The organism is Psychrobacter sp. Pi2-52, from assembly GCF_904846705.1.
Lineage (GTDB): Bacteria > Pseudomonadota > Gammaproteobacteria > Pseudomonadales > Moraxellaceae > Psychrobacter.
On record NZ_CAJHBS010000020.1, the window covers coordinates 1 to 13,179 of the forward strand.

Below are 13,179 nucleotides of genomic sequence, written 5' to 3' on the forward strand. Positions count from 1 at the left end.
ATATTATATAAATCAATACCTTAACCGTATGTTTATAAATAAATAGGTTTCATGTGTAATTTTCATTTATTGTGGATAACTATGCATTTATAGCGACTTCTAGTTATACCTCTATTGATTTATCCTTACTTATCCACAATCTATCCTATTAAAGGTCAAGTCTAACGATGTTTCACTTTCAGTTATTTGAACAAGTTGTGATAAAGAATTGATAGCTGATTTGATAAACTAAAATATTCGCCTATGAAGGCAATACAGTAATGAGATGAGGATAGTATGTTTACTGGAATTATAGAAAGCGTTGGAAAAGTTAAATCGATGCAGGCGACAGGCGGTGATATACGTTTGACAGTAGAGTCTGATGACTTAGATTTCAGTGACGTGAAGCTAGGCGATTCTATTGCATCAAATGGTATTTGTTTAACCGTGGTGGAGCTCGGAAGTAATTACTACTCTGTTGATGTCTCACGTGAAACTATTGCTAGAACAGCATTAGAAGGGTTAAAAGCTGGACATACGGTCAATCTAGAAAAGGCCATGCTACCGACAACTCGTTTTGGTGGTCATATCGTCGCTGGTCATGTAGATGGAGTAGGGGTCGTTAGTAAATTACAACAAGATGCTCGTTCTATCTATATTGAGATTGAGATACCGCAGGAGCTGGCGCACTATACAGCGACCAAAGGCTCTATTACAGTAGATGGTATCAGTCTGACGACCAATTTAGTGCGTGACAATATTGTTTCTCTAAATATCATTCCGCATACTGCTCAAGTGACGAATATCGCTAAGCATTGGTTAGTAGGTAACAAAGTTAATATTGAAGTAGATATCGTTGCCCGTTATCTAGAGCGTCTATTAAATAAATCTCAATCTGGCGATATGAATGCGTCAAACCCGCAAAGCCAAATCACAGAAGCATTTTTGGCCAATAATGGGTTTATGAAATAACAATTAAGCTTATCGAAATATTATTCTCGTACCAAGCTTTTAACCCTATCGATATTACTTTGATTAAGTGATATCGATAGGGTATTTTTTATTTGCACTAGAGATTTATTGTATAAAACTCTGCAAAACGGCTTCTAAGTCTTTCTTACTAATGGGTTTGGATAAAAACTCGTCCATACCAACTTGCATACAAGCATCGCGATCTTCTTCTGTATTATTTGCAGTTAGCGCCACAATCGGTATTTTATCGCCTTGTGAACGAATCATTTGTGTGGCTTGTAAGCCATCCATAACGGGCATTCTGCAGTCCATCAAAATCAAAGAAATCTCTTCACGTTGGCTTTTGAGTTTCTCGAGTGCTTGCTGTCCATCTTCTGCGACAATACTACGATAACCAAGCTTACTTAACATCTTACAGGCTATCTTTTGGTTAGTAGGACTGTCTTCTACGACCAAAATTAGTGGAGACAAGATTTCTTTCTTAGGTATATCTTCTACAAAAGATAGACTACTGTCGTATTGATGTTTGACCAGTATGTTTAGCGTTTTCCTTGCAAACAAGGTTAAACGTAGCAGTTCAGAAAGTAGTAAACTTGCGTCCAAGGGTTTGGTCAAAAACCCATCATATTGGCCTAGTAAAGTAGAAGGTATATGCCTTTCAAGTTTCATGCTAAGTAATATCTTTGGTAGTGAAGGCGTAGTGACTAGGTCTTTTAACGCTTCTTGTTGCTCGCTATACTTGTTGCTCGCATGATCTGATACGGTGGTGGATTCGCTGTATTCATAATCTAATAACAAGACAGGAATGATGGTTTGCTCATCTTGTTTTAATTTATTTTTTAGCTGCTGTACAGTGGCTCTATCTAAAGTGCTGTAGATAGTCACGGATATCGTTAAGTACTCGCACAAACGTTGTAAATGTTCAGCAACTAGAGGCTGATTGATGATAGCGATAAGGTGAATATGGGGCAGCTGCGAACAACGATGATATACCGATTGATAAGTGGTATGAGGATAAGGAAGGTAGAGGCTAAATATCGTCTCTTTATCCACCGTATTACTTAGTTCGATAAAACCGCCGAGTAACTGAGCAAAGCTATTGGCATCACTCAAGCCAATATTACTGTCTTCAACTAAGTTATGATTGCTTTGATTCAAGATATTGACTAATTGATTTTTTCTCTCAGGAGTAATAGTTGCTCCAGTGTCTTTTACGCTAAACCGAATCCAATAAGATGTCTGCGCAGGCATTGTCGTGTCATTGTTAGGAGTTAAAGGCTGATTACTTATTCGCGTTACTTTATCTTCAGGTACACGATCAACAGTGAGCGCGACATAGCCTGATGTTGTAAAACTAATAGCGTTTTTCAATAGGTTTAATAGGATATGGTGCAGTCGAATGTAATCAGTTTCGATGTAACGAGGACAGTCCGGTGCAAAGAAATAGATCAATTCTAACCCTTGTTGTCTTATTTCTTTTGTGACTAAATTGCTAACCTCTTTGCTTACCTTATAAATATCAACCGTTTCGATACTCAGACGTGTTTTTCGGACTTCAACTTCCTCTGTTGCTAGCGTCTCATTGAGCACAGTCAACATGCTTTGACTGGTTGCAATCAATGTATTTAGAGTCTTTTTGCCTTGAGTCGTCAATGTTGAAGGGTCGATGGGTTCCAACGAATCAATTATTTTCTCTAGTGGTATCCTTAACTTACGACCTATAAATGCCTGGGCTTCGTTTGATTCATCAATTTGTAATTGCAGTTGTTGGTTGTGCAGCTGTAATTGCTCAGATTGATGGAAAATCTCATCGACATTATTAAAAATCACAGTAAAACCGTGAACTTGCCCATGTTCACCGAACCATGGTGTTACGTGTAGTTGGTAGGCTTGTTTGTTCTCCAAGCCATAAACCATGAGTGTGCGAGCAACGCGTAAACTTGAAATAGTTTTTAAGAGTATTTGAGTGGCCTCATCTTTCCCTTCAACGAAATCAGTCAGCTCATAGCTCTGTTCCCTCTGTGTAGGAGGAGTAAACACTTGCTCAAAACGCTGATTATAGAAACTAATTTGACCATGTCGTATACTCATCAACATCGGTAAGGGTGCCTGATCAACCAAGCGTTCTAACCGATGAGTCAATGTTTTTATACGCCGATAGTCATTATGTAGTTGGTAGCTGACTCGACTTAATGCATGACCTAACAGCATGAACTCGGTAGTAGATTTCTTTTGTAAAAACGGCGGCGGCGTATAAGATTCTTTTGCGCGGCTACTCAAATTATCGGTATAAACCAGTAATTGTTCCCAGTTAGTTCGACGATTGAGCATATAGAGCAATGCCATGAAGAATAGTATGATGGCGACCATCAAAGGGAGCCAATAACGGTAAGATATCCAGTCAACAACAAAAGGCTCATGACGTAATACGATATAAATTTGATGTCCGCTTTTTAGATTAATGATCCCTGTTAGTTCATTACTATTGACAGTATAAGAGCTATGGTCGCTGCTGCTAGAAGCTGATGTACCGATGGTAGGGAAAGCAACGGTAGAAAAAGCAGATTCATTAGGACGAGTATTATGATGAATATAGGTCTGCCCAGAAGGCATCATTAAAATCAGCTGATAACTCAGTTGATCAAAAGTAGGTTGTTCTAAGATTTTTTTTATTTCACTATCTACAGGTGCTGCATGCTCAATAATACTGTGCTGTAGGGAATAAAAAGTATCTATGCTATGTTGCTCACTATGTTTTTTTATCCCATCAAACAGTGTGACATAGTACAGCAGTAACATAACCGTGAGAGACAAGGCATAAAAAATCAATAAGCGTTGTAAGGACTGAAACTGTTGCATGAAAGCGTGGCCCTATCTCGACACGAAAGAATATAGTGAAATAAAAATGAGGTTTCTACATATTGTAGGTGAATTATACGACAGCTGAATTGTCTAACATTTATAGTGTTACCTTCTGTTTATAGCAGAATAACGGCTTACTGTTTACAGAGAGTGGTTATTAACACCAAATTGTTTTGTAAAAGATATAAATAGAACGTTCGATGTCCTTGATATTATAAAGGCAAATAATGTCATTGGTTATCATGAAGTGAGGTCATTACAATCATGGCACTGCGCCGTAAACTCACCTATAATGAACAAATAAACTTTATATAATGCATGATTATGACTACAACTGCTCCTACCTTTGATACATCTAACTCGCTTACTGACCATGATAACCCAACTACTAACCGATTAAGGGTAGTATTTGCGGGTACGCCTGAATTTGCTGCTATTAGCCTTGAGTCATTAATTAAGCAGCAAGCAGCGCTGAATATAGAGATAGTCGCTGTTTACACGCAGCCTGATCGTAAAGCAGGTCGTGGTCAAAAGTTGTCAGCCTCTGCGGTAAAAGAAGTTGCATTGACACATGATATCGCTGTAGAGCAGCCAGTCACTTTCAAAAAGTCTAGTGCAGAAGGTCTAGCTGCTAGGCAAACTCTGCGCACCTATCAACCAGATGTGATGATTGTCGCCGCTTATGGCTTGATTTTACCTATCGGTGTATTAGAGACGCCTACTCATGGTTGCTTGAATATTCACGCTTCACTGTTGCCACGCTGGCGCGGTGCTGCACCTATCCATCGTGCACTCTTGGCCGGAGACGATGAGACAGGAATTACCATTATGCAGATGGACAAAGGTCTTGATACAGGTGACATGCTTTATAAAGTTAGCGAAAGTATTGCCTCTGATGATACCGCTGCTAGCCTACATGATAAGATGGCTGCACTTGGTGCGACAGCCATTAGTACGGTATTAAAGGATTTGCCCACTTATCAAGATCAAGCTATCGCTCAAGACGATAGTCAAGCCAACTACGCTGAAAAACTGGTCAAAACCGAAGGCGAAGTTGATTGGTCGCAGCCTGCTGCCGCTATTGAACGCCAAATTCGTGGGTTGACGCCATGGCCAGGTGCTTATACTTTTTTGGCGGGGCAGCGCGTTAAAGTACTGGCTAGCTTACCTGTAAATACATCGCAGCAAACCAATGAGCCTGCTGGAACGGTTATCAGTGTCGGACGAAAAGCGATTTTAGTCGCTTGTGGTAAAGAGAGTGACGCTGAATCATCAGCCACCATTTTAGCCATTACCCATTTACAGTTTGCAGGTGGTAAGCCGATGACTGCTGAACAAGTTTGCCATGGCAACCAATTAAATGACGGCGATCAATTTACGTCAGAAACAAAATAACGTTACTTATATTTAACCTACTTGCACAAGACGCTATCGATCATACGTCAAGGAAATGAAATTTAATGAGACAAAACAGTACTGCGCCTAGAAACAATAAGCTCAAACCATCAAGCAATCTTATTATGAATGGCAGCGTACGCGTGCGTGTGATTCGTACTTTACTGGCTATTCAAAACGGTCAGTCGCTATCAAGCGTCCTTGATCCATTGCTAAATAGTCTGCACGATGGTGACAAAGGTTTTGCTCACGCATTACTGCTCACGACATTGCGTCAGTGGCATGCGCTGGCACGTTTGCTCGATAGCTTAGCAGACAACCCTATCGACGAGATTGAGGTGCGTACCACCATTCAAGTAGGCTTAGTACAGTTGCTATATTTAGAAGTGGCTGACCATGCTGCGATTCATGAAACCGTTGAAGCTGCCAAAGAGATTGAATTCGCTCACTCGACTGGTTTAGTAAATGCTATTTTGCGTAAAGTCGCTAAGAATCCAAGCAAATTCCGTAAGAAATGCGATAAAAAGCATAGCTTACCGAACTGGCTCGCTTATCAGCTTAAGCAAGATTGGAGCGAACAGTATGATGAGCTGACACAAGGCTTGCGCCAACCAGCCCCGATGTTTTTACGAGTGAATTCTGCGGTTACTTCGGTAGAGGATTATCAGCATGCATTGGATGGGGCAGAAATTGATGCAGATATCGTTGAGCTAACGACTGGCTTTAAGGTAGCGAACTCATCAGAGTCTACCGCTGCTACGCTATCAACCAAAGGTCTTAGACTACATCAAAGCACTGCCGTTAATGCTTTGCCTGATTTCGCTTTAGGAACGGCTAGCGTGCAAGATATGCATGCTCAGTTAGCTGCACCGATTATCAATAAAGCATTAATGGCTAAGCTTAGTGCTGAAAAATCTGATACGGAAAATACGAATAATGAGATACATATTCTAGATGCTTGTGCAGCACCTGGTGGAAAGCTTGCTCATTGGTTAGAGCTAATAAGCGCTAACGACGAATCATCGTTGTTTCACGTGAAACAAGACAATAATGAAACGTCATCTGCGATTACTGATATCAAGGTAACAGCTATTGATAACGAAGCGCCGCGTATCGAGCGTATTCGTGAAAATTTACAGCGTTTAAATCTAAGTCAGCATGATTTGCAGCAAGCAAATAACAGCATCGCACTTAATATTGTCTGTGCGGATGCAACCAGATGGCAGCATGGCAAAAATAAAAAAGCGGCGACAAATGAGCCGGTATTTGATGCGATATTATTAGATTCTCCTTGTACTGCGACTGGCGTGATTCGCCGTCATCCTGATATCAGTATCTTACGTACTGAAGAAGACATCGAGCAAACGGCATTGTTGCAAGCAGATATCTTGCATAACTTATGGCCACAACTCAAAGCTGGTGGTTATTTGCTGTACGTGACATGTTCCATCTTAAAGCAAGAAAACGTCGAGCAAATGCAGGACTTTATCACTCATCATAATGATGCAGCAGTGATCGAGTTTACTGAAGATTGCAACTGGGGTATCGAACAAGCAATCGGTCGTCAGTGCTTGCCGATTGATAGCGCGAGTGGCGATGGTTTTTATTATGCATTGCTACAAAAAACTGCTGAATAAACCGTTTTAATTATTGAATAACATTATTGTAGACAGGACAATCTAATGAAATATATCAGTACCCGTGGTCAGACAGCGCCGATGGATTTTAGTGATGTGCTTTTGATGGGTCTTGCCCCAGATGGTGGTTTGATGTTGCCTGAGCATTATCCAAACATCGATAGCGCAACGCTTGATGAATGGCGTACGCTCAGCTATCCACAGCTTGCGATGGCGATTATGCAGCGTTTTGCAACAGATATCCCTGTGGCTGATTTGCAAGATATCATTGAGCGTACTTACACTGCTGATGTGTTTGGCTCTGACGAGATTGTTCCTGTCCGCAAGCTTGAAGATAGCTTATATATTCTAGGATTATCAAACGGTCCGACATTGGCATTTAAAGATGTTGCCATGCAGTTTTTGGGCAATGCCTTTGAATATGTGCTTAAGAAAAAAGATGCACGTATTACGATCATTGGTGCGACCAGTGGTGACACGGGTAGTGCAGCAGAGTATGCATTGCGCGGCAAAGAAAATATCGAAGTCTTTATGCTGTCACCACACGGCAAAATGAGTGAATTCCAACGTGCGCAGATGTATAGTTTGACCGATGCTAATATTCATAACATTGCTATCGATGGGATGTTTGATGATTGTCAAGACATCGTCAAAGCGCTACAGCAAGATGCTGAGTTTAAAGCCGCTTATAACCTAGGCACGGTAAACTCTATCAACTGGGGTCGTATCCTAGCGCAGATTGTTTACTATTTTAAAGCTTACTTTGCGGTCACGACGAGTAACGATGAAAAAGTCAGCTTTAGCGTACCATCAGGTAACTTCGGTAATATCTGTGCTGGTCACATTGCTCGCGAAATGGGATTGCCAATTGACCGTTTGATTGTCGCAACCAATGAAAACGACGTTTTAAATGACTTCTTTAATCAAGGCGCTTATCAGCCGCGTCCGACTGAAAAAACCTATGTCACTTCAAGCCCGTCGATGGATATTTCAAAAGCATCTAACTTTGAGCGTTTTGTTTATCTATTATTAGAAAAAGACAGCGCGCGTGTTCATGAGTTATTTGAAGGGGTGAAGTCTGGTCAAGGTTTCGACTTATCTGAGCTAATGGAAGCGGTTAATACTCGCTATGGTTTTGCTGCTGGTAAATCTACTCACAGCGATCGTCTGCAAACCATCAAAGCGCTTTATGAACAGCATAGTGAATTGGTTGATCCACATACTGCAGACGGCATTAAAGTCGCTAAAGAGCTACAGCTGGATGGCGAAATCATCGTTTGTGCAGAGACAGCATTACCCGTTAAGTTTGCGGACACTATTGTTGAAGCTATTGGTCAGATAGATATCGCTCGTCCAGCGCATACTGAAGGGTTAGAAGATTTATCACAGCACGTAGTGGTACTGGATAACAAGGCTGAACTGGTTGCTGAACAAATCCGCCAACATGTCGCACCGAATCCTGCTTAAGTAACTACGGTCTTTAGGGTTATCATCAGCAAGGAAAAATATCCACGTAAAAGTTACACCATTGTAATAAAGTGTTTATGATTGTGTTATGGTAGATATAATTGTAATATTAGAAACGGCGTCAGCAAGTCATCATTGTGCTAGGCGCTTTTTTAGGAATTATTCTAGCCAATTACACTGAACAGTTACCCTATAATCGCCATGAGAATTTTATTAACAAGTTACTGATATAATTAAACTTTTATTGATCTTAGAGGTTTTTGCAGTGATAAATTAAGTACGGTTCTTTGTGTCGATCATAGTGGTACATATTGTGGATATAACGATGAAGATGAGCTTAAAAAAGATAGCAAAAGCACTGTTAATGACGACGTTTAGTAGTGCCATGTTGATGAGCACGGCTCAAGCTAACAATCCGCCGCCAACTATCAAAGCTGATGCGCCCAATCGTTATATCGTTAAAAAAGGCGATACCTTATGGGATATCTCAGGTCGCTATCTAGATAGCCCATGGCGCTGGAAAGAAATTTGGGCAACCAATAAGCAAATCAAAAACCCCAATCTGATTTATCCCAATGACATTCTTATTCTTTGCGTTATTCAAGGCAAGACACTCATAGGTGTCGATACGGGCGAGGGCTGTGCTGGCGTTGAAAAGCAGCTTACTGGAAATGTAAGTACGAGCACGGTCGCGATTACCTCGACGGCCAATAGCATTCCTCCTATTCCGTGGTCAGCTATTCAGCATTGGCTTGATAAAACGCTGATCGTTAATCCCCAAGACTTTAATACCACACCTTATATTTTAGCTTCTAAAAACCGTAACTTAATTACTGCGCGTGGTGATAAAGTCTATGCTAAAGGCGTACCGCTTATCGTGGGCCAGCGTTACGGCGTCTACCGTGAGGGTGAGCTATATGTAGACCCCAAAACGCAAGAAGTGATAGGCTTAGAAGTTACGCAGGTAGCGACAGGTCTCGTTACTTCTACAGAAAGTAATGGTGTGACTAGCTTGCAGCTTATCGACAGCTATGGCAAAGAAGTGCGTGAAGGGGATCGCGTATTTGTAGAGCTGGACAACGCGATTCCACCTGTTTTTTACCCGACCCCTGCAAGTGTCAGTCGCGGCGGTATGATCGTACGTGTCATGGACTCTATCAGCTCGGCTGCGAAGGGTAGTGTAGTCGCTATCAACTTGGGTAGCTTACAAGGCGCCAAACCAGGTGATGTGCTGACGGTTTATCAAAAAGGGCCTTTGGTACGTGATACCAAAGATAATGACACACCAGTACGTCTACCAAACGAGCCTAGCGGTATGGTGATGGTGTTTAATACCTTTGACCACATCAGTTATGCTTACGTACTTGACTCTGAGTTACCACTTAATATTGGCGATCAGTTGTTACCACCCCCTTATTTATAAATAGCTATAAGGCCGTATTAAGCAATATATTAAACTAAATACTAATCTAAGCTTGCCTATACGAGACAGATGACAATGACGGCAGTCACCTCTTCTTTATCCGACGATCAGCGCGCTATTTTAGCGCTGTGGTACGAGGTGAATGCATCGTTATCTGCTTATCACAAATTGATCACTTCTTTCAGTTATCCGCAGCTTGCCTGGCAAGCCAAAGTAGAGGCATGGAAGCAGCTCGGTATTCACCACACCCATCTCAAACGTCATGAACAGCCAGAGCAAACACTCGCCAATATCGATAAGATTCAGCAAGCATTGATAGATGGGCGCTATGGTCTGCTATTCGCTGATGACGCCGACTATCCTGCCCAACTCTCACAAATCTACGACCCGCCGCCTTTATTATTTTATCGTGGGAATAGCGCGCGCCTACATCAAGCACAAATCGCTATAGTAGGTAGCCGCAAACCCACCGCGCATGCGCAAAAAATCACGTTTGATATGGCACAGTATTTAGCGCAAGCAGGCTATATTGTTACTAGCGGCTTAGCTATGGGTGTAGATAAACGCGCACATTTAGGTGCACTAGCACAGGCAGATTCTGACTATCAGGGACGTACAGTTGGTGTAATGGGTACGGGGATCGATGTAAACTATCCCAATCATCGGGATCAGTTATTTACTCAAATTATCGAGCAAGGTGGCTGCATTATTAGTGAGCTACTACCGCATACGCAGCCACATAAACATACTTTTCCGCGTCGCAATCGTTTGGTAGCTGGGCTGAGTCTCGCGACCATTGTAACGGAAGCGACCATCAAAAGCGGCTCGCTTATAACAGCACGTCTCACGTCTGAACAAGGTAAACAGGTCTTTGCTATTCCCAGTCATATTGATAATAGTAATGCAGAAGGTTGCCATCATTTGATACGTGAAGGTGCGACCTTGATTTATCATCCGCAGCAAGTACTAGAAGACGTCAATGGTCAGCTTGATTACGATAAAGGCGCTTATAGAACAGCAAACGCTACCAACTCTAATAGCAATCACTCGAATGTCACTCAGACTTCCGATACGTTTGAGATAGAGAAAAACTCAATCAAATCTACTAGCCGGCAACCATCCTCTGAGATAAAACCTGCGCGCAGTACAGTCGTTGTGCCTGAGCATTTAACTGCAATCTATGAGCAGCTTGACTGGCATGGGCAAGATTTAGATGCGCTTATTAGTGCAACCAAGCTTGCACCGCCGCAGTTGATTGGTCAGCTAATGGAGCTTGAGTTAATGGGTCTTATCAGCGAACAAGGTGGACGATATTTGCGCGTTTAAAGTAACGTAAATATTCCTTATTGGACACTGGCATAGATAGCCCTTAGTTATAGACTCTCCTAGACAATATCTCTATTGTGGTATTATTAGGATTTACTTCTACGAACCATTTAAGTCATGAGCCAACCTACACCTCTTATTACTAATTCTGCCATCCAAGCTGCTAAGTGGCTAAAAGAAGGAAAACTGCTCGCGTATCCTACAGAAAGCGTTTGGGGTATTGGTTGCGACCCTTATGACCAAGCAGCTGTTCAGCGTATCTTGGATATCAAACAACGTCCACAAGCCAAAGGCATGATAGTCGTTACTGATAGTGTGTCTCGCTTAGCCCCCTTACTAGCCTCTTTAGATGATGTTCAGCGCCAGCAGGTTATTGATAGCTGGCAGACAGACGATAGTAGAGATGAACAGCACAATCGCCAAGCACATACTTGGTTATTACCGATTCCTCAGCCGCTTGCAAGCACTGTGCCCACTTGGATTACCGGTCAGCATCAGACTATTGCTGTTCGAGTTATCTCGCATCCTACAGTTCGTCAGCTTTGCCAGCAGATGGTCAGTGAGCAGAATCCATTTGGTCTATTGGTTTCTACAAGCTGCAACCGATCAGGACAAACGCCTGCTAGCACCTTTGAAGCCGCCTATGCTTATTTCGAAGAGCAAATTGGTTATTTGCAGGGTGATACATTGGGTTATACCTTACCTAGCCAGATTCGTGACGCAACGACAGGCTTGGTTATTCGTTAGTGGACAAGAAAGATGTAGACGTTTTTTTTGCTACCTGTTTGCCTTACTTAACATGTTTTCTATTGTATGAGCTACATTTTTACAGTAGTTCTGGCACAAATACTGTTTATCACATACTGACGGTAGCCCTGAATAGGATTTAGGCGGTCATATGAAAAATAAATTAAATCAGCCAAGTCATAGTTTGAACGAAAGTTTGGCTGAATATCCAAAAATGAAGGTTACTAAGTTATTTTTATTCGTAGGTGCGCTGTGTGAGCTCATTATCTTTCCATGGATAGCTACACTTCTTAGCTCAGATGACAGCATAGGTCTATTGTTCATACTGTTTTTCCAGTTTATCTTATTGCAGGTGGCTTGTTTGCGATACCAACTACATTAATGATGGGAAAGTGGCATTCGTATAAAGAAATATACATACAAGATGGGTGGTGGATAAGAACTTTTTTTATGGGAGTTCTTATTAATGCTTTATTTTTTGTTTGGTTTATATTTTCTAAATTTGGTTTAGTGATATGGTTCTCTATCAGTTTAACTGGAGGAGTAAGTGCCGTATTAGCAGGTATGTCAGCTTTACCAGTATTGAAAGAAAATATTGAAGACGTAGGCTGAGCCATTAAATAAAGAGCTAATCAAACTATTTCTGAAATATTATGATGCGTTTGGATGGTCAAGAAAGTTCGAAACGGTTTATAACAGCTATATTATTTCCATTCACAAATTGACCAACTTATGAGTTAAAACTAATGTTAGATAACAACAGCCACTATCCAAAAAAAATGGTGATATTTTTATTTTTAACTTTAGGTACGCTATATCAGTTGATCTTATTCCCTATTTTAGTATCGCTGATAATGTGGAATAAGGATATAGGTCTGGCATACGCTGTAGCCATACCTTTTTACCTTATTGCAGGTGTATTTCTTATTGGAATGCCTACACTATTGTGCGGTATATGGCTTGCTTCCAAACAAACATATAAGTCCAAAAGATGGTGGGTAAGAGTTTTTCTTGTTGGTTTTTCTATTAATGCCACATTTTTTATTGGTCAAGATGCTCGTACATGGTTGGCGATTAGCTTAGTAGGAGGTATAAGTGCTTTGATTGTGGGTATGTCCGCATTACCTAAACCTAAACAAAGTCTGCAATATTAGCCAAAAAATTAAGATACTTTTTTAATAAAAAAACTTCTATCTTTGACAGTAATTATCAAAGTGCAATGTTTGACCTCGTAAACCTTTCATTCCTCACCTTCCTTTACCAAAAGCATGTAAAAGTCGTTTTGATAAAAACCACAAAAAAGTAGACGATGGTTATAACGGACTGGTTTTTATTGAACGATAAGTACTTCAGCAATAAGTAACTCAAAGA

The 13,179-nt window shown here is 41.1% G+C and carries 10 protein-coding genes; 9 read left to right on the plus strand and 1 reads right to left on the minus strand.

What is annotated here, in order from left to right:
• Window positions 1-276: 276 nt before the first annotated feature.
• A complete protein-coding gene (locus JMY00_RS10635) occupies window positions 277-951 on the plus strand; it encodes a riboflavin synthase (RefSeq protein WP_201580129.1) in 675 nt (224 codons plus the stop codon).
• 105 nt (window positions 952-1,056) lie between these two features.
• Here JMY00_RS10635 and JMY00_RS10640 read toward each other — a convergent pair whose 3' ends face one another.
• Window positions 1,057-3,810, minus strand: a complete 2,754-nt coding sequence (locus tag JMY00_RS10640) for a hybrid sensor histidine kinase/response regulator (protein WP_201580130.1) — start codon at window positions 3,808-3,810, stop codon at window positions 1,057-1,059.
• Between the two features lie 327 nt (window positions 3,811-4,137).
• Between JMY00_RS10640 and fmt the strand changes: the two genes are divergently transcribed.
• From fmt to JMY00_RS10680, 8 genes are all read left to right on the plus strand, one after another.
• A complete protein-coding gene (gene fmt / locus JMY00_RS10645; RefSeq protein ID WP_201580131.1) occupies window positions 4,138-5,208 on the plus strand; it encodes a methionyl-tRNA formyltransferase in 1,071 nt (356 codons plus the stop codon).
• Window positions 5,209-5,273: 65 nt separating this feature from the next.
• On the plus strand, window positions 5,274-6,845 hold the full coding sequence (locus tag JMY00_RS10650; protein WP_201580132.1) for a transcription antitermination factor NusB: 1,572 nt from the start codon (window positions 5,274-5,276) through the stop codon (window positions 6,843-6,845).
• 45 nt (window positions 6,846-6,890) lie between these two features.
• The gene (gene thrC / locus JMY00_RS10655) at window positions 6,891-8,312 is read left to right on the plus strand and encodes a threonine synthase (protein ID WP_201580133.1); all 1,422 of its coding nucleotides are present in this window, start codon (window positions 6,891-6,893) and stop codon (window positions 8,310-8,312) included.
• 325 nt (window positions 8,313-8,637) lie between these two features.
• Window positions 8,638-9,735: a LysM peptidoglycan-binding domain-containing protein gene (locus JMY00_RS10660; protein ID WP_240990730.1), complete on the plus strand. Its 1,098-nt coding sequence runs from the start codon at window positions 8,638-8,640 to the stop codon at window positions 9,733-9,735.
• A 75-nt stretch (window positions 9,736-9,810) separates the two neighbouring features.
• Window positions 9,811-11,061 carry a DNA-processing protein DprA gene (gene dprA / locus JMY00_RS10665; RefSeq protein WP_201580167.1) on the plus strand — a complete coding sequence of 417 codons (1,251 nt, stop codon included), beginning with the start codon at window positions 9,811-9,813 and terminating at the stop codon, window positions 11,059-11,061.
• A gap of 117 nt (window positions 11,062-11,178) precedes the next feature.
• Window positions 11,179-11,808, plus strand: coding sequence for an L-threonylcarbamoyladenylate synthase (locus JMY00_RS10670; RefSeq protein WP_201580135.1), 630 nt, complete (start codon window positions 11,179-11,181; stop codon window positions 11,806-11,808).
• A gap of 450 nt (window positions 11,809-12,258) precedes the next feature.
• Window positions 12,259-12,420 (plus strand): hypothetical protein, encoded by a 162-nt coding sequence (locus JMY00_RS10675; protein WP_201580136.1) that lies wholly within the window; start codon window positions 12,259-12,261, stop codon window positions 12,418-12,420.
• A gap of 134 nt (window positions 12,421-12,554) precedes the next feature.
• Window positions 12,555-12,962, plus strand: coding sequence for a hypothetical protein (locus JMY00_RS10680; protein ID WP_165597793.1), 408 nt, complete (start codon window positions 12,555-12,557; stop codon window positions 12,960-12,962).
• Window positions 12,963-13,179 lie beyond the last annotated feature (217 nt).

What these genes read in the sequence shown, in the direction of transcription:
- JMY00_RS10670 (WP_201580135.1), top strand. Translation starts at nt 11,179, where the DNA reads ATGAGCCAACCTACACCTCTTATTACTAATTCTGCCATCCAAGCTGCT.
- JMY00_RS10635 (WP_201580129.1), top strand. Translation starts at nt 277, where the DNA reads ATGTTTACTGGAATTATAGAAAGCGTTGGAAAAGTTAAATCGATGCAG.
- JMY00_RS10640 (WP_201580130.1), bottom strand. Translation starts at nt 3,810, where the DNA reads ATGCAACAGTTTCAGTCCTTACAACGCTTATTGATTTTTTATGCCTTG.
- JMY00_RS10660 (WP_240990730.1), top strand. Translation starts at nt 8,638, where the DNA reads ATGAAGATGAGCTTAAAAAAGATAGCAAAAGCACTGTTAATGACGACG.
- JMY00_RS10680 (WP_165597793.1), top strand. Translation starts at nt 12,555, where the DNA reads ATGTTAGATAACAACAGCCACTATCCAAAAAAAATGGTGATATTTTTA.
- JMY00_RS10650 (WP_201580132.1), top strand. Translation starts at nt 5,274, where the DNA reads ATGAGACAAAACAGTACTGCGCCTAGAAACAATAAGCTCAAACCATCA.
- thrC (WP_201580133.1), top strand. Translation starts at nt 6,891, where the DNA reads ATGAAATATATCAGTACCCGTGGTCAGACAGCGCCGATGGATTTTAGT.
- dprA (WP_201580167.1), top strand. Translation starts at nt 9,811, where the DNA reads ATGACGGCAGTCACCTCTTCTTTATCCGACGATCAGCGCGCTATTTTA.
- fmt (WP_201580131.1), top strand. Translation starts at nt 4,138, where the DNA reads ATGACTACAACTGCTCCTACCTTTGATACATCTAACTCGCTTACTGAC.
- JMY00_RS10675 (WP_201580136.1), top strand. Translation starts at nt 12,259, where the DNA reads ATGGGAGTTCTTATTAATGCTTTATTTTTTGTTTGGTTTATATTTTCT.